Below are 20,055 nucleotides of genomic sequence, written 5' to 3'. Positions count from 1 at the left end.
ATTGTACTAAAAACTATAAATTTATATTTTGAAAAAATACACCCAATAGCAGCCTACAATCTCGTATCTACCTTGGTTATGTATCGTATGACAATATAATAACATAAAATGAAAACGATTTCAAGTTAAATAAAGGTGAATAGCAAATAATCTGAATTATTAAATGAGTCTGGCTCTACCTTCTCAAGCTCAACCTTACTATTTAAAACTGATTCAATAGCCCCTTCTAATATTTCTTTATTTTCCATATAAAACAATCTTCTATTATAGTCTACAAGGCTATGATTTCTATTGTTAATAATTAGATTATTTTCAAATAGGGTAAGAACACTTTCAGCTTTTATATCTATATTATTCCCTTGAATGAATACTTGTACATTTTTAGGTCCTTTCCCTGTATAGCTTTTCATAAAATGTGCTACTTCGCTTTTGATTTTTTGTTCTAATTCTTGTTTTTTTTCTTTATCTAGCAATATAGAATCCCTTACTACTACTTTTTTTAATCTCTTTTTTAATATACTAGATGCTAGTTGCTCCATTGTATCAACTAATTTATCAGTATCTACAGGTTTTACTAAATACTTCACTATTCCTATATCAACAGCCTTTAGTATGGTTTCACTATCTGATAATGCCGATAATACTATTATTGCACCATCATATCCCATATTTCTTGCACGCTTTATCATCTCTAGCCCATCTAATATAGGCATTTTTAAGTCTGTTACTACCATATCTGGATTGTGTGATTCAATGAAATTAAGACCTTCCATACCATTTTTGCCTATATAAAGCTTTCCTACTCTTCTCTTTAAAAATCTTGATAATTCTTCTCGGGCATTTTCTTCATCTTCAACGAACAGTACCTTTATATTGCTTAATAGACTATTGGAATTGCTTTTATTCATTTTCATCTCTCCTATCTTTCGGAATAGATATCTTCATATATACACCGTCACCAGTGTTAGCCCACTCTACTTTCCCTTTCATTCTATCCTCGACAATAATCTTTACTATATAAAGTCCAAGTCCTGTCCCGCCTGATTCTGTTTTAGTTGTAAAGTATACATCAAATATTTTGTCTTCTATTTCCTTTGATATACCTCCTCCATTATCTATAATCTCAACAACTGCCATATCTTCTTCAGAGTAAATGGAAATTCTAATTTCTTTATTATCTTTATCTATTGATGATAAAGCATCTATAGAGTTGTTTATGATACTAAAGATTGCTTGAGAATACTGATTCTTAGTGCCATAGCTTTTGACCATTTCAACTCTTTCTAGTATGACTTTTATATCATTAAACCTAAGGTTTTCTTCAAGCAAGTCAATTATATATTTTACCCTATCATTTACATAGAACTCCTCTTGTTCATCTACTGGGCTAAGGAAATATCTAAAGTCATCTATTGTATTTGACATTTGATTTATAATATTTTTTGATTTTTGAATAGATGCATTTAAGTATTCCTTATTCAACTCATTATACTCATATGCATCTCCTATATTGGCTAATATTAATCCTAAGGTGTTTAGTGGCTGTCTCCATTGGTGAGCGATATTTGCTATCATTTCGCCCATAGCAGCCTGCTTGGCTTTGTGGATTAGTAACCCTTCTTTTCTCTTGTTTTCCTCAAACTCTTTCCTGAACATATTTTCTGCTTTTTTTCTTTCTTCTATCTCTTTCTTGAGCATATTATTCTTTATAGATAGGTTGACAAAGAATAGCACAATTGAAAGCAATAAAGAAGCTCCTAAAAATTTGATTAGAGTTTCTATGGTATTTTGATTTCTCTCATCCATTAACTTCTCATAATCAAATATAAATGCATTTATATCTATCTTGTTCTTTACAATATCAAGCTCACTTAATGTTTCATGCATTTGTTTCCACCTATGAGGATTGATGTTTCCTATATCTACTACAGGATATAGAGTAAGTTCCTTTAATTTATCAGCTTGGAATCTGTTATATTCAGTAAAGTCTTCAATAGTTCCTTCATCATATTTAAATAATTCCTTAGACATTCTATCTATTATTTCTTCTGGATTTTCTAATGCATATTCCCAACCCTTCATGCTTGCTCTTCTAAACTTTTCTACTAGCTCTGGATTATTTAGGGCAAGGCTTCTTTTAGTAAATAATGAGTCTCCATAAAAGTCTACTCCATAATCTATTGGCTTTATTGATTTTATCCCTATGTTGTTCTTATGAGCAAAGTATTCTATTTCTCCTCCTAGGTATCCTGGTACAATATCATATTTACCAGAAACTATGTCATATATTGTAAAGTCCTCACCTTCGCTTATCAAAGGCAACCTGCTAGGATTAATTCCCTCCTTCAAAAGCATAGCTTGGAACTCTAAATCTAAAAGGTCATTTTCTCTTCTACCTACCTTGAAATCTACTAAATCTGCCAATGATTTGAATGGCAACTCCTCACTCATATAAAATCCTACTGCACTTCTTTGAAAAACTGAGGACACTACGCTTAAATCTATCCCCTTATCCTGAGCAATAAGTATATCGCTAGCTCCTACTCCAAAATCTGCTCTTCCCTCTGATACTTCAGTAATGGCATTTAATATATTTCCTTGTTCATCATAAGCAGGCCTTATTTCAACTGCTAACCCTTCCCTAGCATAATACCCAAGCCACTTAGCAGCATAATAGCCAGCAAATTGGTATTGGTGATTCCATCTAAGTTGAAGAACTATAACCTCTGTTCTAGCTGCTAATGCAGGTCTTCCAAGACCCAAAATAATTAAAGTTAATAGAGTTACAATGAAAGACTTCTTAAAATATGAAATTTTCCGTTTTACTTTCATAAAATATCCCCTCTATAAATTGAATTAATCCTTCATTCGTATTTTTATTGAAACATAAATAAAGAAAAAAGTCCAGCAATTAAGCTAGACTGGTGCCTTCAAATGTTATATCAGTTTGCATTATAGACTCTATTACATCCCTATTTCTCCTATATATATCAACCATTATGTCAACTATATAAGGGTTAAACTGTGTTCCCTTGCTTTTAATAAGTTCATTAATGGCAGCTTCTACAGTTATAGCATTTCTATATGATCTACTTGTTGTCATTGCATCGAAGGCATCTGCAACACCTATAATTGCAGCTTCTAATGGCAATTCATCTATATAGACCTCTTGAGGGTAGCCTTTTAGGTCATACCTTTTATGATGAAACTTAATAGCATTCATAATGGTTTCTGAGAAACCTACACTTTCTAGTATCTTACTACCTATCATAGGATGTCTTCTAATCATTTCATATTCTCTTTCAGTTAGTCTTCCTGGCTTTGAAAGCACCCCATCTTTAATTCCTATTTTCCCTACATCATGTAATATGCCAGCCACCTCAATTTCCTCACAGAACTTTTTAGGCATACCCATGTATTTGGCTATTTCAAGACTATATTTAGAAACCCTATTAGAATGACCTTCTGTATATTCATCCTTAGCTTCTATGGCAGCTGCCAGCGTTTCTATAGTTTTTAAGTAATTATCCTTCAACCCTTGATACAAGCTAATATTTTCAGTAATTAAGGCTACTTGATTACTGATAGAGGCTAAAACATTAAACTCTCCCTTATCAGGTTTACTTTTACTACCTACTATCATTATTCCTCGAACTTTACCTCTTGCTTTAATTGGAAGTACACTAAGAAAGCTTACCTTCTTTGAGTCAACTATATTAGCCGAAAATTTGCTCTTATTATAATTTTTGTTAATTTCGAGTATTTGAATCTTACCTGTCTCAACTACCTGTCCCACTTCATCTTCGTCTACTGGAATAGGTTTTTTAACTACTAGGTCTGATAATTCTCCTGCAAATGCTTTTAGAACTAACTTATCGTCTTCTAATAGTCTAATAGTACATAAAGATATGTTCATAAGTCTAATAATACCTTCTACTGCTCTTTGCATAAGAGTGTCTATGTTCATAGCAGTAGTCAACCCTCTACTAACTCTATTTATGACTACTAGCTCTTCATTTCTTTTAATTATACTTTCTTCCATCATCTTTCTTTCAGTTATATCCCTTATGATGCCATGTATTGCGACTAACTTATTGTTTTCATATACCCTTTTTGTGCTTACTTCTGCTATTATGCCATCCTTTTTGCTATGAGAAATACATATCACTCGGTTTTTTAGATCAGTTTCAATAAAATCATTTAAAAATACCTCTCCGTCTCCAACAACATAATTTATTAGCTCATTTAGATTTCTTCCTAAGAACCGCTCCTTGCTTATCATCAATATTGACTCAACTTGATCATTGGTAAATGTTATGTTTAGATTCCTATCCATAATCCATACTAGTTCATCTATATTTCCTAGAAGAGTTCTAAATCTTTGCTCTGATTCATCTAATTGATCAATAGCTGCCTTTAGTTGAGCATATGAAGCTTCTAATTCCATATTTATTTCCTGTAATTGCTCATTAGTTTCCATCAACATAATATTATTGTCGTTTAATTCTTCATATGACTCTTTTAACTTTGCTGCCATTGCATTAAAGGCCATTGCTACTTGTCCAAACTCATCTTCTTTTTTTATATCAAACTTATAATCATAGTTTCCATTCTGTATTTCTATTGCTCCATTTTTTAGCTTCACTAATGGATTTGAGAACATTCTTGAAAACAACGTAGCAAATACTACTAAAGATATTAAGGTAATAGAGGTTATAAAAGCTATATCTTTAATTAATACACTTAAACTATCAAATATTGCTTGTCTAGGTACTAAGGTTAATATCTTCCACCCTATTGAAGGAATAGTAGAATAAAACACCATATAATTCTTGTCAAGAGGAACACGTCCTCTTCCTGTATATGTACTTATTGATTTAGATACTAAGGTTGATATTTTATTTTCAAAGTCTTTGTAGTTCTCTTCTGTTCTTAGTTTTTCTTCTCCATAAACATTTAACACCTTGCCTTGACTAGTTACGACATATTTAGTGTAATTATATTCTTTATTTATTTCCCTAATCTTGTTTAAAATTTTATTAACGCTAAAATCAACTAATACTACACCCTCAATTTGCCCACTTGTATTATATAGAGGAGCTGAAGCAGTAATAATAGGTGTATCATTAGATTGTTCCTGCATAGTCCATGTCAATTCTTTATTATGTAACGCATCTAAATAATCTGACTTAGATCTAGGATTTTGAATAGAATAATCCCCATTAGATGAATATTCTTTTGAACCTGTCAAGACTAGCCTTAAATTGATTACTTCTTTAGAAGACTTTAGCTGTGATGCGAGATATTCATTAACTTTTCTATCTCCATCTACTTCATTCATAAGAGATTTTATGAAGGGATAACAAGACGCTATGTCGCTTACTTTTTCAGCATTAGACATAAACCAAACATTAATCTTTTCAGCCTCGTTAGTTATAAAGCTCGTTTTTGCTTTTAGATTTTCGTCAATTATGTAAGTATTTATCCTATTATATACGCTGAAGGAAAATAGAATAATTGGTACTAGTGCTATTAAAGTAAACAAACCTATTAGTTTCTTTTTATAAGAACTTAAAAGCATAGATGCCACCTACTGTCTTGTAATATTTAGGTCTGTAAAACAAAAAAAACTAAAATTCAGAAAATGGCTGACTTCCCTCAATAGATTTTATTCATTACGATTTATATTTATTCTACAATTATTGAGAAAATCCTCTTTTTTATTTATAGTGTTATATACAAAAAAATATAGACTATGAAGCCATAGTCTATATTTTTTAAGTCGTGCACCCAGCTTTGACATACTACTACAAGCGTTACCTAAGCAGTTAACTCGGATTAGGCTCCCCTGCGGCACACAGAAGTGTTCACTTACCGCTGCTTCCTTCCGGATCTGACGGGGTTCATGAATTTCCGTTGCGCAAGACCCAATCGTCAACATCACTTTCCTAGGGCAGACCCCACAATAGGATGCCTGGGCCGGGACTTCAATCCTGCTATAGCGGGTTGCAGGTTATAGGGCACCGCTACCTCCCCATCTAGCACGACAAAATTTATATTGGCGGAGAGAGCGGGATTCGAACCCGCGAGACGGTTTAGCCGTCTACCCGCTTTCCAGGCGAGCGCCTTCAGCCAGACTCGGCCATCTCTCCAAATGATTTTTATTAATACTCAACAGATTTATATTATAGCTTAAAAACAAATAAATGTCAAACCGTAAATTTTATCCTTGATTCTTTGTCCATCTATTCACGCCATATACCACAGCAAAGCTAAATAACACAACTATGCCTAATAAAATGTTTGCAGTTTTAGTATCTCCCACTTCTACGGCATAATATATCGCTAATGGTATGTTTTGGGTTTTACCTGGTATATTGCCTGCTACCATTAGTGTAGCTCCAAACTCGCCTAAAGACCTAGCAAAGGCTAGAATTATTCCACTTAGTATACCTGGCAAAGCAAGGGGAACACTAATCTTCCAAAATACTTTTCTTTTGCTTGCTCCTAATGACCAAGCCGCTTCTTCTAAACAAGGATCAACCTTTAAAAATGCACTCTTGCAACTTTGATACATTAAAGGAAGAGAAACTATAGTAGCAGCTATACAAGCTGCTACCCAGGTAAAAATAAGCCTTAATCCAAAAATATCATATAATAGTTTTCCTATAACTCCTCTTTTCCCTATTAATATTAACAGCCCATAGCCAACAACAGAAGGTGGCAGTATCATAGGCAATAGGAGAACTACTTCTAGTATATCCTTACCTCTAAAGTTATATTTAGTAGTTAATCTTGACAAAAATACACCTATTATCAATGTAATAACTGTAGATATTATTGCAACTCTAATGGATATTATTATAGGGCTTAGTATCATTTTGTTCACCTATTCCTCTATGTATATTCTAAATCCGTACCTTTCTAGGATTTCTTTTGCTTTGCCTGTTTTTAAATATTGTAAAAAATCTAAGCTAGCTTCTTTGTTTTTAGTGGATGAAACTATAGCTGCTGGATATACAATTGGAGTATGAGTCTCCTCTGGAAAAATCTCTGCTAAATAGCTTTCCTTTGCTCTCACTGAGTCAGAGCTAAAAACTATACCAGCTGCTACCTCGCCTTTGTCTACATATGTAAGTACTTGGCTTACATCTTTTCCGTATACTATATTTGGTTCAAGCTGATTCCAAACTTCCAGGTATACTAATGCATCTTTTGCATATTGTCCTGCAGGAACTGTCTCCGGCACACCTATGCTAATTTTTAGGTCAGTACCTACTATATCATTTATAGTTTTTATTTGGTCCTTGTATTCCTTAGCCACTAAAAGGGCTAGTTCATTTCTGTATATGTTATCTCTAGTATCTTTTATTATTAAATCCTGTTCCTCAAGAGCATCCATTTGCTTCTTACCTGCAGATACAAAAACATCTACTTCTGCTCCTTCCTCAATTTGCTTCTGAAGAGTTCCTGATGCACCAAAGTTAAATATCAACCTTATTCCCTTTTCTGACTCATATAATTCTTTTATTTCACCATAAGCCTCTGTCAAACTTGCAGCTGCACTTATAGTAAGCTCTACTAAATTGTTGCTCTCCTTTTGACTAATATTTTGATCTTGAGCAACATTGTCTCCTTGCTTACTTCCATCTGAACTGTTACTAGTACATCCATAAAGGCCAAAAGCCAATGTAAATACTAATAATAATACTATCACTTTTTTCATAAGTCTACATCTCCACTTCATTATATTTATTCTTTACCCCGCAAATCAGGTACTTCTTAAGCAGCGTTATGTTTTTATCAATATAACGATGCCAAAAAAATTTAAAATGTTTCTTCAAAAATTTTTAAGATAGCCTCTTCTACTTTTTTTTCAAGTTCTTCATACTTCTCTATTAGAATCTTGCCTTCTTGTGTAAGTTTAGAGCTTCCTCCGTCTACCCCCCCTATTGTCTTATCAAGTATTTTTAAACCTAATGATTTTTCTAAGTTGGAAATAAGATTCCAAGCCTTGCTGTATGACATATTCATAGACATAGCTGCTTTTCTAAGTGAACCCATCTTTTCTGTTCTTTGCAAAAGCTCTTTGGGTCCCTTTCCAAATATCTTAGTTTCATCTTTTGTTAACCATATTCTCCAACCAATATTCATAAATACCTATACCACCTTTTTACCTCATTCATGGATTATATCATGGAAAGATTGTTATTTCAATAACAAAAATATTTGGGAATAGGATCTATTGTTTCTAAAAGCCAGCAGATATAAAATAGCATTCTGCCGGCTTTTATTGAGCTCTCCATAGGTAAACAGTGCAAAATCAAAGATTTTAGCTACCTACATAAATTACCTTTCTTTTGTAATTGCTTGTTTTATTACTTTAACAACTTCTCCTATTAGCTTTAAGTATGTAGTCGCATCCACTGTGCTATCTCTGATTGCTTCTATTGTTTCACTGATATTTTCCCCTACAGTTTCTACTGTACTCACAGCTATTTCCATACCATCGTTTACATTTTCAGTAATTGAGTTAACATTGTCTGCTATTTCAGGTATCACAGGTTCAACTTCTTCTATAATATTTCTTGATTTTACACTGATAATGCTTAAATTCTCACATATTTCTGGTAAATTATCTATGGTTTTCTTTACAGCCTTTTCGTTCTCATCTACAATTTGGTTTACCTTCTTTAACAATCCATTTAGGTTTCTCAAGGCAATTATAAGATATATTCCAAATCCTATAATAACTAGCGACACTGTTACCAATAATAGTTCCTTAACAGTAATTGTGGCATCCATAGTTCCTTCCCCCCTTAAAGTAGTCTTCTATTGTTTTCCTACCTTGCTTATTCGTTATAGATTAATTGTTTTCCTCTTTTTCTTCTTCACAATCTTCTTCTATTATTATATAATCTTGAAGCTCTTCTTCACATAATTGACAACTATCTTTCTTAATCTTTACTTCCTCTATCTTTTCTTTTATGCTCCTTCCAATTATCTCTCCTTTTTCCATTAAAACTTGACCAGAGTCCTTTAATGTTACTTTAACTGCTTCTGTTGCTTCTTTAGTTTTTTTTGCAATATCTTCTCTAGTTTCCTTTCCAGACTTTGGCGCAAATAGCACTCCTGTAACAGCTCCCAATGCTGTACCTACTGCTGTACCTACTGCTACTTTCTTCGCAATCTCCTTTCTCATTTTCTTTTCTTTTTCCTTTTTTGATTTTTCAAATAAATGTCTTACTGGCATTTTATGTCCCCCTTTTCTATTTTTGATTACATTAAGGTTTATAATTATATTATAGTATATACTCATAAAAACTCTACCATAAACATTATTCTTGGTAAACTTTCTTGCAAAAAATTAAAGACTTAGCCATAACATATGAAGTTACGAGCAAGCCTCTTTCAATAATTGTCTATATTTTCACCTTTAAAAACATCTTAATAGTATACACACTTATATTTATTTAAGCTCTATACTCATTATCACATCCTTTCCTTTTTCAACTGTTCCATTTCTCACCAATAGTCTATTAACCGCATCTATATTAGTAATTATTATAGGGGTAATAGTTGATTTAGCATTTTCTGAGACATAGTCTAAGTCAACCTTTAAAAGCCTATCTCCTTTTTTCACATTATCTCCTGGTTCAACAAAGATTTTAAATCCATTTCCCTTTAAGCTTACAGTATCTAACCCTATATGAATTAGGATTTCCAGCCCTTCTAGCGTTAAGAGGCCCATAGCATGCTTTGTAGGAAATACTTGTATTACCTTGCCATTACAAGGAGCTACTACTACTCCATCTGTTGGTTTTATAGCCAAGCCATCTCCTACCATTTTCTCTGCAAATACTTTATCTGGGACTTTACCTATTTCTATGATTTCTCCAGTCATAGGGGCTACTATTGAAACTTCTTTTTTCTTTTTCAAAAAATTAAACATATTACTCCTCCTATCTGTTCACAGATCTAGCCATTCTTCTATAGGTATGTCTCTTACCCTTGATTGCAATTGAATAAATCATAATATTTTCTGGTGTAGCCATACCTAATACCATTCCTGAATCTCCTATATGATGAATGTCTGCACCTGTCATTTTACTGTATAATGCGATACTTCTTATGGTAGACTCATCAGCCCCTTCTTGCGAAGTTCCTATAGATGTCATTGCTAACTTTCCAAAAGAATGCACGTATTCAACGAGATTTCTAATATAGTCTACTGTCATACCTGGTACAGTTCCTGGGGCAGGTAAAAGAACAATGTCACAGCCTGCCTCAATGAAGTCCTTTACTGTATTCTTATCTATTAGACCGCTTCCTGTTTCTCTTCCACTTCCTGCTGCATGCATTTTCCCTGCTGTAATTATTATCTTATCTCCTACTGTTTCCCTAGTCTTTTTTGTAGCATTAACAATCTGTTTATTTGTAACTCCAGTTTTTGGATTTCCAGTAAATACCACCATGTCTGCTCCTTGTTCTAAAGCCTTTTGTACATTTTGGACAGTACTTAATCTTCCTTCTGAGATAGCTTCTCTCTGATCTATTATATCAGCTTCTAGATCTACAGGCTCTAGATTAATTCCTATAAGCCTTCCAGTTAGCCTTTTAATTTCTCTTATAACTTCTTCGCCTTCATTAATAGGAAGGCCTATTACCTTTGGTTTGTTTACATCATAAGAATTTAATAGTAGCATATCTGCTCCAAAGGCTGATGCAAGCTCCACGTTACTAACATCATATAAAATTGGAGGAGCTATAGTTATGACTTCGGACAATACAGTTCTTCCTTCAGCTGCTTTAATACTTAGAAGCTTTTCTTCCTTAGTCATATCTACAATATCAGATGAGTTCAGGTCTAGTATTCTCTTATACATTTTTACTCTCCTTATTTTCATTTTATTAATTCTACACTAATATAATCAAATGCCACCAGTCTCTGTTCAACTATATTAATACAGAATCATAATCATATGAATGATTCACAGAATATGGTGGACAAGCAAGTTGCCACCATATTCTGTTTGACTACTAATTAGATGTTTTAGTTATCTTTTTTAAATAATCTTTAATTTCTTCTGCTATTATATCTGCCTTTGTTCCAACTACTACCTGCATATTTTTCTTAGTTGGTCTCAATACTCCAGTTGCTCCTAAATCCTTTAGCTCTGATTCGTTTACCTTATCTCCATCATTAACTGATAATCTTAATCTAGTTATACATGAATCAATTTCAACTATATTTTCAGCTCCTCCTAATGCATCAACATATAATTTAGCTAATCCATGAAGCCCTTTTTCATCTATTAATGCATTTAGGCCTTCTCCCTCTTCTTCTATTCTTCCTGGCGTAGGAAGATCAAGCTTTTTAATTGCAAATACAAAAAGAACATAATATATTACTCCAAAGACAATTCCAATAGGAATCAACAACCAACCATTAGTAGCTAAACCCATGTTAAGAAAATAATCTATAGCTCCAGCTGAGAAACCAAATCCGTGTTTAATTCCCACAACATAACAAACTGCCATTGCAGCACCTGTTAAAAGTGCATGAGCAACGTACAATACAGGTGCTAAGAACATAAACATAAATTCTAGTGGTTCAGTTATACCAGTTAGAAATGCAGTGAATCCTACACTAAATAGTAAGCCACCAACAGACTTTCTTTTTTCTGGCTTAGCAGCTGTATACATAGCAAGAGCTGCTGCTACAAGGCCAAACATCATAACTGGGTAAAAACCTGTCATGAATCCACCAGCAGTTGGATCTCCAGCAAAGAATCTGTGCAAGTCTCCCGTCGCCCCATTGTACTCGCCAAATATGAACCATACTATACTGTTTATTACATGATGTAACCCTAAAGGTATCAATATTCTGTTCAAAAATCCGAATGTGAAAACTCCTAATGCTCCTGCACCTATCATCCAATTTCCTACTGAATCAATAACATTCTGTATTGGTGGCCATATAAAACCAAATATAAGAGCTAAAATAATGCATACAAGAGATGTAACAATAGGAACAAACCTCTTCCCACCAAAGAATCCTAAGAAATCAGGTAGCTTAATGTTATGGTACTTATTATATAGGTTACCAGCAACAACACCAGCAATAATTCCAGCTAATACTCCCATGTTTATAACTGGATTTATAGCTTGAGCACCTGATGTTATAACAAAATAACCAACAGCCCCTGCAAGTCCTGCTGAGCCAGCGTTATCCTTTGATAAGCCTACAGCCACTCCTATTGCAAATAAAATTGCAAGATTATCAAATATTGCATTACCTGTTGCTTCAATAAAAGGTATATTCAATACATCTTCTGCCCCTAGTCTTAATAATAGTGCAGCCACAGGCATTGCTGCAACTGGAAGCATTAGCGCTTTTCCCAGCTTTTGAAGCTTTCCAAAAAAACCTCTCATTACAAATCCCCCTTATTTATGATTCTATAATTGCTTATTTATATTCTACCCTCCTTTTTTATGGAATAATAAAAGGCATAAGCTGTCACATACATATTAAATCTGTATGAAAAAAGCTCATGCCTGATATAACTCAGTAACACGCCTAGATATTATCTTTGAAGTTTCCTTAATTCTCTCTATATGAAGCGCCAAGTATCCTAATTCATCTTCTGTTATATTAATATGTTTTTTCTCCTCTATATATTCACCTATCTTCTGTGATATCCTATAGGACTCTTTAAATTGCTCTTTTATGTTACTCAACAAAGGATTTTCTATATACTTCTTTTCATCTAGTCTATTTAAGGTTACCCTCAAGTGGTTTATTAGTCTGGTATACATTAAATCTCTATTATCAATAGATACAGATAGTTCTCTTTGAATCATATCAATTATCTCTTTTAAAAGTCTTGTGTCTTTCATAGTTTCGGTTACTCTTTTGTTTTGTCTTGCAGAATGGAAATGAAGTGCTATAAATCCTACCTCTGACTCTGAAATAGTCACATTAAGCCTGCCTTTAATGACTTCTGCTGCTAATAGCCCTGCTTTATACTCTTCTGGATATAGTGCTCTTATTTCATAAAGAAAGGGATTATTTATTTCTAGGCCCATTTTTATTCGGTCAATAGCAAATCCAATATGATCAGTTAGTGCAATATGTATGTGAGAACTAAGCTGTCCTAACTGCTTTTCTGCCATAGCAATAATCTCTTCGCTTACTCCCATAACATTACTATCTAGTTGATTTATTAGCTGAAGATATTCTTTCTTTGTCTTTTCATCATAAGCAATAAAGGACTTCTCTACGTCTTTAATATGTATATTAACCTTTCTCCCTTCTTTTTTCCCAAACCCAATGCCTTTTCCTATTAGAATAAGCTCCTGCCTAGTCTTGTAGTCTACAGCTAATATAACATTATTGTTTAAAATCTTCGAGACTATATACTCTTTAGCTGACAAAAGCTCTCCCCCTTTTAAGAATTAATATAAAAATAAAAGGCATAAACTATATATGGCAATATTAAATTCCCATACACAGGTTTATGCCTGATTATCCATCAGTAACACACCTTTATAAATATGTTGATTTGTTTAAATATTTATATACTTATGACAAATATAACATAATTGTAATATAAAGTCAATAGTCCCCTAAGCTTTCTTTGTAATATACCCTAAACGCCCTAATACAGGTAATATCTTAGCTGCTGTCACTGTAACTATTATGCATTTTATAAGATCGTGAACTAAGAAAGGAACTAAACCCATTTTAATGGCTGCAGAGAAAGTAATAGGTGTCTCAGCTACTCTATTTATCATTAAATAGAGATAAGGCACTCCAATTACATACACAGAAGCTAATCCAACAAAGGATGCAATGAAAATATTCGTGAACTTAAGTTCTTTAAAAGACTCTGTAACCTTCCCTGTTATATATGCACATAATATGAACCCTAGTATATATCCAAAGGTAGGCTTAAATATATATGCAAACCCACCTCCTTCGGTAAATACAGGAACCCCTCCTAGTCCTATGAGAACATATAAAAGCTGAGATAGCATTCCCTTTCGTGAACCTAAAAAAATACCTGCATATACACAAAAAAACACTTGAAGTGTAAAGGGTACTACTGGTGTTGGAATCTTTAAGAAGCCTCCTATTGCTGTGAGAGCTGTAAATAGTGCAATTAAAATCATGTCACGAGTTTTGAGCTTCATGCCGCCTTCCTCCTAGGTCTGTATTGTAGTTCATATTATAATTTTATATCCGCTTATCTATATTGTCAACCTTATATATATTATTAGTTGACAATTTTAATACCTCTTGCAAGACACCATTCTCTCACTTCGTTAAAAATCAGTAAATCTGCACTAGCTAAGCTTGATACATTTTTTTTACCAAGAAGTGTCATTATTGACCTAAGCTCTTTTTTCCAACTGTTTATATTATCTATAGTCTTTTCAACACCATCGTTCAAAATCATATTTAAAAATAGCCCTGAAATACCTACTGCTTTTGCACCTAGGGCTAATGCTTTGACTATATCTAAAGGATTTCGTATGCCTCCAGACGCTATAATATCCGTACTTTTTATAAAATCCTGTGCTTCTAATAAAGAAGTAACCGTTGATTGTCCAAAATTCTCTAGGTATTTATATTTATTTGTCCTTCTTCGATAGTTTTCAATTTTTGCAAAATTAGTTCCTCCAGAACCACTTACATCTATTGTTTGTACCCCTACATCTTTTAGCTTTCTTATAGTTTCTCTACTCATACCAAAGCCTACTTCTTTCACTATAACAGGAACATCCAAAGCCTTAACTATTTTCTCAATATTCTTCAGCCTACCCGAAAAATCCCTATCACCCTCTGGCATGACTATCTCCTGTACTACGTTACAGTGAATTTGAATAGCATCAGCTCTTAAGATATCAACAGCCTTTTTAGCATTTTCTACAGTATGTTCAGAACCTAAGTTAGCAAAAACTAGTCCCTCTGAGTTGACTTCTCGTATGATTTTAAAGCTATCAATTAGAGAGGAATCCTTAATGGCAGCACTTAATGAGCCAGAAGCCATTGGCAGCTTAGTTTCCCTTGCAACTGTAGCCAACTTCTCATTTATTAATTTTGTACTCTCGCTTCCTCCAGTCATTGCATTAATAAAAAATGGATACTCCACAGTAAATATGGAAAAGGATGTGGAAATATCCACCTCATCTACACTCATCTCTGGAAACGAATGATGTACAAAGCGAATATTGTCGAAATCTGAAGCTCTCGATTCACCATGAAGCTCCATTGCTAGTCTAACATGATCGTCTTTCCTATTTGTCAACATAATCACCTTTCTCATAAGGAATTAAAAAAATAATATTAATAAGATTATCTTTGCCTAACAGTCATAATGACACAAATGTACTTTTCAACAATCCTCACTTCAATTGAAGCCTATCCTATTATAAACTTTTAGTGGCAAATAAATAATTCCTGATTCATTCCACTCCTCAATTAGTAGAGCTAAATCATATTCTCTATTGAAAATAGCAATACCACAATCTCCACCGCCAGCGCCTGATGGCTTAGCACTGCCATTATATTTTAATGCAATATCACATAACTCTTTCAGCTGAGGAGTTTCTATTTTTACACCTAACTCATTACCTGTTTTCACTAATAACCCTCTATTTATTTGAATTTGCTTCTTAATCTCATCTATATCATTGCTCTTAAAAGCATTAATCATTTTCTCTAAACATTTTTTACTATCATTTAAAAATCTATTATATATTAAGCTTTTCTTTTCCTTTCTATCCCTAATCTTGTCTACTAAATTTGTAGTACTAGAAGGCAGTCCCGTCCATCCAATAACTAAGTTTAGCTTCTTAGGAGGTATTAAACTTTCAATCGAAAGATTAGGCCATTCTAAGCTTAAAAGTTCAGATATTGTAGTACTATTTAGCTTATCCAATACCCATTTCCTGTCAAACGATGTATATGCTATCCAGCCACCATAAACACAGGCTGCTATATCACTGCAGGAGCCTTTATCATTAATCAAAATATTTGCTAGGGAAGATAGCTTAAATAATTTATCTAATGTAATTTCTATATCATAAAACTTAAGTAATGATTCTATAGTCCCCACTGTCACCGCCGCACTCGAACCTAGTCCATATTTTACACCATCTTGAGTCACCAAATCACTACTTACTCTTAGGTCAAAATATAAAAGGTTTCTGCCAAGCTCCCTTGCATATCTTTCAACAATATTTATTGCTGATAATATATAACTAAGTCGATTAGTATGTCCTTCTATAGTAAGTTTGTCATTGTTCCTTGTCCAAAATATAGGTTCATTATTATATGTGCTAATACTTCCCTTTTCAGTAGACTTTTCTAGGCAAACTGTTATAAATTGATCTACTGCTACTAGAATAGCAGGAAAACCTGGTTCTATCACTGCATACTCCCCAGCTATAAATAACTTACCTGGAGCTTTAGATGTAATCATTTTTCTACCTCCTCCTATAGAACAACTATACCTGGGCCAGGCCCTGTAACTATTATCTGATCTTCAGCAAATACTTGTCTTAATCTCTCTTTGATTTTATAACTTTCAGATAATCTACACAATATTTTAACATTGGGGCCAGCATCCATAGTAAAATAGCAGAGGATGCCTTCATTTCTTAATTGTCTTACTATCTGCATAACTAAAATACTATCAGGCTCCCAATATGATAAAGGTGGAACTGCGCCAAGCATTGTGCCATGCATCATAAGTCCATTTCTCTCTGTAATAAAACCTAATTTCTCAAAATCTCTATCTTTAATTGCCGATTTTATTACTTTAATATCATCTTCTGCACATTGAGCCCATACTTTATAAAAGGGTGAAGTCTTTACAGTTCTCTTCATACCCTCACGACTGGAAATTGACTTTTCCTTAGAGTTCACTATAACTATAACCATGCCAATATCCCATTTTGCATCATCTATTGGTATGGCATAGGAGTCTTTTTCAGATGTTCCTCTTTGCCACTCAACAAATCCGCCATAAATACTCCTTGTTGCACTACCAGAGCCTTGTCTGGCATACATAGATAATTCTTTAGGGCCAAGATTTAGACCACTGGCAATATTAGCTGCTGCTGCTAATGCGGCATAGCCAGAAGCTGATGAAGCTAATCCAGCTGCAGTAGGTACAAAATTTTTACTATTGACAATAGCTTTCATGTTAATATCAGCAAATTGCCTGAATAAATCTAAAAATGAGCTTACCTTATTTGTGGTTGCTTTATCTTGAAACACATCATTTAAATAAAAATAATCTTCACTAAGGCTATCATCGAAAATAACCTCTGTCTCCGTATAAAAACATTCTATAGTTAGGGAAAGACTGCTATTCATCGGTAAGATGTATTTTTCATCTCTTTTTCCCCAGTATTTAATTAGGGCTATATTTCCATAAGCCCTTGCCTTTCCTCTATTTATCAACCAAATCAACTCCTAAGTTACTAATCCATGTATTTTCGGCACCACTACTTAGTAGTTTACTAGATATATAATTAGCTTCCTCTCTGCTCGATGCCAGTGCTATCATACATCCACCTCTGCCGCCGCCAGTTAATTTAGCACCTAGAGCTCCACTATTTAATGCCTCTGAAACTAAAAAGTTGAGGTTATCATCACTAACACCTAGTTTATCTAAAATATTATGGGCTCTAGTCATTGATTCGCCAAGTTTTATAGCATCATTACTTTCTATTGAGCTCTTTGCACTCATAGTCAGTACTCCCAGCTCCTTAATTAGAACTCTACCTTCTTCAGCTTTTGACTCTATAAACTGCCTAACACCCTCAACAGCAGCCCTAGTTTGACCTTTTTTCCCTGTATCACCAACTATTAAATATGTATCTAGCTTAAACTCAAATGGTATAACTGGCTTTCCTTTAATATAATAGAGTGTTTTTTCTCCGCTAACAATTGCAGCATCTATACCACTTGGATTTCCATGTACTATTTTTTCAGAAACATCAGTCCATTTTAGGAGCTCATCATATGTCAAAGGTCTATTAAAGAAGTCATACAATGCACGGATAGTTGCAATAGCAACTGCAGCACTAGAGCCCATACCCCTTTCGGGGAGAATAGTACTTTCTATATTAATGCTGAAATCTTTTAATTCTTCTCCTAAGCTTTCAGTAATATTCTTAATAACCTTTGTTAGCCCAAGTAATGTTTCAGGTGCATTTGATAATACCCCTTTATAGTATAAGCAGTCAAGAAGCACAGGACCATTTCCTTTATATATAGTAGTCTTTACCTTTGCTCCTGGAAAGGGTATAGCTATTGCTGGCTCTCCATAAACTACTGCATGTTCACCCATTAAAATTATTTTGCCGATTGCAGTTCCTACTGAAGTTTTCTTATCCATTCTGTACTCCTTATCTAATAATTTAAAATAATGCAAGCTTTTCAATAATCCAAGGTGATGCATACAGAGTCATGAACTGTACTCCATAGTTTACACCCATCTTATTTAATGTACCGCAGGTTATGCCTATTAGCAGTACTCCAAAAATATTAATTAACCCTGCATCCATATATGATAATAAAAGAATAAGAGAAATAAATAATCCTATAATAGCCTCATGAGGTATTTTTTGAAGAACAAATGTGGATATTTTTCCTGCAAATCTATTTGCAATATAGTAGGTTATGGCCACTGCTATAATTGCTCCAACTAATATAGCAGCAACAAACTCCCAACTACTTAGCATATGATGTAAGTTATTATCAACTGTAAATACTGGTGGTGCATTAAATAAGGCACTGCCTGGTCCAATTGCAGTAGGCGACAGTGGAATACCCAGCGCAATTAGTGGAATTATAATACCTGAAAGATATGTAGCTTGTGCTAGTGCGCTCATAGTTGTGATAGCTGTAGTTGCCCTATTAACAGGATCTTTTTCTCTAGAAGCTACTGACTCTCCCAATAAAATTGTAAGTCCAACTGGACTAAGTACAAATAAAAAGCTAACAATCAAAGCTGGAATAGAAGCCTTTTTCATTTCAGTTTTTGTCAATATTTTAAATGGATTCAATGTTTTACTCAATACAGCATCATTAGGAATTAAAACCTTCTTCTTATCTTCTATTATCATAGACTGAAGACTTTTTCTATTTAATAATGTGAGCAAAGACACAATAAGGGGGCCAATAGTAATACCTAAGAAGAATGAGGTTGTAATATTTGCGTTTTTAGGTACAACTCCTATTCCCCAATATAAATGTCTTAGTCCCATAAATAGTATTGCCATGGGAACTATGCTAAATAGAGATAATATTTTATTTTTTCCTATAATAGATAAGAAAATTGCGCCTATAAAAAATAATAAGGGTGCTAATGCTTGTATATTCCTTGCATAGGGTGCTAGAATATTTGCTAATACCAGCGCCATAGGAATTGAAATCCCAACTCCTATTAAAGCACCCACCGCCATCTTTTTAATCACTAAAGCCGACATTCCCCTATCCTTTAGAAACAAAGAATGTTCCATCATAGGACTAGACATTACACCACCAGGTAGTCCTACTAAGGCCGTTGGAATAGCATTAGTTAAGTTTAATGTCACAATAGCTGCAATAAAAAATGTCAGAACAACTATTGGCTGTACACCTGCTAATACAACAGTTAGTGTAATTGGCATTAGAACCGAAGTTTCATCTGTACCAGGAATAAATCCTATAAATATATATATAATCACAGCCCCTAAGGCTGCTAGAATCATTTGTAATAGTAGCAAACTGTCCATAAAATTACTCCTCTTTGTTTATTATGTCTTCTTCAAAAACAATAATTCGCTTAGGTTTTATTATGAAGGTTGAGATAACGAAGCTTATTATTGCTCCTAATAATCCAAAAAAAAGCTGTCTAGTTTTATCATTGGATGGAGCTAAAAAATATCCACCCATTGTAAGTATGGAAGAGATGATTATAGATATTATCAAGTATTTTATTTCAATAACATCTCCCCAAATCTCAACCATCGTACTCTTATTTTTCAAAGCAC

19 protein-coding genes, 1 tRNA gene and 1 other RNA gene are annotated in these 20,055 nt (G+C 33.7%); all 21 read right to left on the bottom strand.

All coding sequences use genetic code 11. From position 1 onward, the window contains the following. Positions 1–125: 125 nt before the first annotated feature. Positions 126–908, bottom strand: a complete 783-nt coding sequence (locus DW1_RS06175; protein ID WP_074349741.1) for a Na-translocating system protein MpsC family protein — start codon at positions 906–908, stop codon at positions 126–128. Then, complete coding sequence (locus DW1_RS06170; RefSeq protein ID WP_074349740.1) at positions 901–2,832, bottom strand: ABC transporter substrate-binding protein; 1,932 nt, start codon at positions 2,830–2,832, stop codon at positions 901–903. Before DW1_RS06170 ends, DW1_RS06175 begins: the two co-directional genes overlap by 8 nt. 79 nt (positions 2,833–2,911) lie before the next feature. After that, positions 2,912–5,581, bottom strand: coding sequence for an HD domain-containing phosphohydrolase (locus DW1_RS06165; protein ID WP_074349739.1), 2,670 nt, complete (start codon positions 5,579–5,581; stop codon positions 2,912–2,914). 201 nt (positions 5,582–5,782) lie between these two features. After that, an RNA gene (gene ffs, locus DW1_RS06160) (signal recognition particle sRNA large type) lies at positions 5,783–6,047 on the bottom strand. Between the two features lie 12 nt (positions 6,048–6,059). After that, positions 6,060–6,152 (bottom strand) — tRNA-Ser (locus DW1_RS06155). Between the two features lie 71 nt (positions 6,153–6,223). Beyond that, positions 6,224–6,880, bottom strand: coding sequence for a molybdate ABC transporter permease subunit (gene modB, locus DW1_RS06150; RefSeq protein ID WP_074349738.1), 657 nt, complete (start codon positions 6,878–6,880; stop codon positions 6,224–6,226). Between the two features lie 9 nt (positions 6,881–6,889). After that, entirely contained in the window at positions 6,890–7,726 is an 837-nt protein-coding gene (gene modA / locus DW1_RS06145; protein WP_074349737.1) for a molybdate ABC transporter substrate-binding protein, read from the bottom strand. 101 nt (positions 7,727–7,827) lie between these two features. Further along, on the bottom strand, positions 7,828–8,154 hold the full coding sequence (locus tag DW1_RS06140; protein WP_074349736.1) for a winged helix-turn-helix domain-containing protein: 327 nt from the start codon (positions 8,152–8,154) through the stop codon (positions 7,828–7,830). Positions 8,155–8,349: 195 nt separating this feature from the next. After that, entirely contained in the window at positions 8,350–8,805 is a 456-nt protein-coding gene (locus tag DW1_RS06135) for a hypothetical protein (protein WP_074349735.1), read from the bottom strand. 61 nt (positions 8,806–8,866) lie between these two features. Continuing rightward, entirely contained in the window at positions 8,867–9,253 is a 387-nt protein-coding gene (locus DW1_RS06130) for a YtxH domain-containing protein (RefSeq protein WP_074349734.1), read from the bottom strand. Between the two features lie 216 nt (positions 9,254–9,469). Continuing rightward, positions 9,470–9,952 carry a PTS sugar transporter subunit IIA gene (locus DW1_RS06125; protein WP_074349733.1) on the bottom strand — a complete coding sequence of 161 codons (483 nt, stop codon included), beginning with the start codon at positions 9,950–9,952 and terminating at the stop codon, positions 9,470–9,472. Positions 9,953–9,962: 10 nt separating this feature from the next. Continuing rightward, entirely contained in the window at positions 9,963–10,886 is a 924-nt protein-coding gene (locus DW1_RS06120) for a DUF7916 family protein (RefSeq protein WP_074349732.1), read from the bottom strand. 154 nt (positions 10,887–11,040) lie between these two features. Further along, positions 11,041–12,435, bottom strand: coding sequence for an N-acetylglucosamine-specific PTS transporter subunit IIBC (nagE, locus tag DW1_RS06115; protein ID WP_074349731.1), 1,395 nt, complete (start codon positions 12,433–12,435; stop codon positions 11,041–11,043). A 117-nt stretch (positions 12,436–12,552) separates the two neighbouring features. After that, positions 12,553–13,437 carry a PRD domain-containing protein gene (locus DW1_RS06110; RefSeq protein WP_074349730.1) on the bottom strand — a complete coding sequence of 295 codons (885 nt, stop codon included), beginning with the start codon at positions 13,435–13,437 and terminating at the stop codon, positions 12,553–12,555. 192 nt (positions 13,438–13,629) lie between these two features. Further along, positions 13,630–14,196, bottom strand: coding sequence for a biotin transporter BioY (locus tag DW1_RS06105; RefSeq protein ID WP_074349729.1), 567 nt, complete (start codon positions 14,194–14,196; stop codon positions 13,630–13,632). A gap of 83 nt (positions 14,197–14,279) precedes the next feature. After that, the gene (fni, locus tag DW1_RS06100) at positions 14,280–15,332 is read right to left on the bottom strand and encodes a type 2 isopentenyl-diphosphate Delta-isomerase (protein WP_242942444.1); all 1,053 of its coding nucleotides are present in this window, start codon (positions 15,330–15,332) and stop codon (positions 14,280–14,282) included. A gap of 84 nt (positions 15,333–15,416) precedes the next feature. Beyond that, positions 15,417–16,490, bottom strand: a complete 1,074-nt coding sequence (locus DW1_RS06095) for a phosphomevalonate kinase (RefSeq protein ID WP_074349727.1) — start codon at positions 16,488–16,490, stop codon at positions 15,417–15,419. Positions 16,491–16,504: 14 nt separating this feature from the next. Continuing rightward, positions 16,505–17,476, bottom strand: a complete 972-nt coding sequence (mvaD, locus tag DW1_RS06090) for a diphosphomevalonate decarboxylase (protein ID WP_074349726.1) — start codon at positions 17,474–17,476, stop codon at positions 16,505–16,507. Beyond that, entirely contained in the window at positions 17,466–18,416 is a 951-nt protein-coding gene (gene mvk, locus DW1_RS06085; protein WP_074349725.1) for a mevalonate kinase, read from the bottom strand. The genes mvaD and mvk overlap by 11 nt, the downstream gene beginning before the upstream one ends. A gap of 22 nt (positions 18,417–18,438) precedes the next feature. Beyond that, positions 18,439–19,797: a tripartite tricarboxylate transporter permease gene (locus DW1_RS06080; RefSeq protein WP_074349724.1), complete on the bottom strand. Its 1,359-nt coding sequence runs from the start codon at positions 19,795–19,797 to the stop codon at positions 18,439–18,441. Positions 19,798–19,801: 4 nt separating this feature from the next. Beyond that, positions 19,802–20,050 (bottom strand): hypothetical protein, encoded by a 249-nt coding sequence (locus DW1_RS06075; RefSeq protein WP_200800477.1) that lies wholly within the window; start codon positions 20,048–20,050, stop codon positions 19,802–19,804. Positions 20,051–20,055: the final 5 nt, after the last annotated feature.

It is taken from the genome of Proteiniborus sp. DW1 (assembly GCF_900095305.1).
Taxonomy (GTDB): Bacteria; Bacillota; Clostridia; order Tissierellales; family Proteiniboraceae; genus Proteiniborus.
Note: the sequence above shows the minus strand (reverse complement) of the source record. Positions and strands in the feature narration are given on the sequence as shown.

Coding starts and splice junctions, on each gene's coding strand:
- DW1_RS06175 (WP_074349741.1), bottom strand. CDS start 908: ATGAATAAAAGCAATTCCAATAGTCTATTAAGCAATATAAAGGTACTG.
- DW1_RS06170 (WP_074349740.1), bottom strand. CDS start 2,832: ATGAAAGTAAAACGGAAAATTTCATATTTTAAGAAGTCTTTCATTGTA.
- DW1_RS06165 (WP_074349739.1), bottom strand. CDS start 5,581: ATGCTTTTAAGTTCTTATAAAAAGAAACTAATAGGTTTGTTTACTTTA.
- modB (WP_074349738.1), bottom strand. CDS start 6,880: ATGATACTAAGCCCTATAATAATATCCATTAGAGTTGCAATAATATCT.
- modA (WP_074349737.1), bottom strand. CDS start 7,726: ATGAAAAAAGTGATAGTATTATTATTAGTATTTACATTGGCTTTTGGC.
- DW1_RS06140 (WP_074349736.1), bottom strand. CDS start 8,154: ATGAATATTGGTTGGAGAATATGGTTAACAAAAGATGAAACTAAGATA.
- DW1_RS06135 (WP_074349735.1), bottom strand. CDS start 8,805: ATGGATGCCACAATTACTGTTAAGGAACTATTATTGGTAACAGTGTCG.
- DW1_RS06130 (WP_074349734.1), bottom strand. CDS start 9,253: ATGCCAGTAAGACATTTATTTGAAAAATCAAAAAAGGAAAAAGAAAAG.
- DW1_RS06125 (WP_074349733.1), bottom strand. CDS start 9,952: ATGTTTAATTTTTTGAAAAAGAAAAAAGAAGTTTCAATAGTAGCCCCT.
- DW1_RS06120 (WP_074349732.1), bottom strand. CDS start 10,886: ATGTATAAGAGAATACTAGACCTGAACTCATCTGATATTGTAGATATG.
- nagE (WP_074349731.1), bottom strand. CDS start 12,435: ATGAGAGGTTTTTTTGGAAAGCTTCAAAAGCTGGGAAAAGCGCTAATG.
- DW1_RS06105 (WP_074349729.1), bottom strand. CDS start 14,196: ATGAAGCTCAAAACTCGTGACATGATTTTAATTGCACTATTTACAGCT.
- fni (WP_242942444.1), bottom strand. CDS start 15,332: ATGAGAAAGGTGATTATGTTGACAAATAGGAAAGACGATCATGTTAGA.
- DW1_RS06095 (WP_074349727.1), bottom strand. CDS start 16,490: ATGATTACATCTAAAGCTCCAGGTAAGTTATTTATAGCTGGGGAGTAT.
- mvk (WP_074349725.1), bottom strand. CDS start 18,416: ATGGATAAGAAAACTTCAGTAGGAACTGCAATCGGCAAAATAATTTTA.
- DW1_RS06080 (WP_074349724.1), bottom strand. CDS start 19,797: ATGGACAGTTTGCTACTATTACAAATGATTCTAGCAGCCTTAGGGGCT.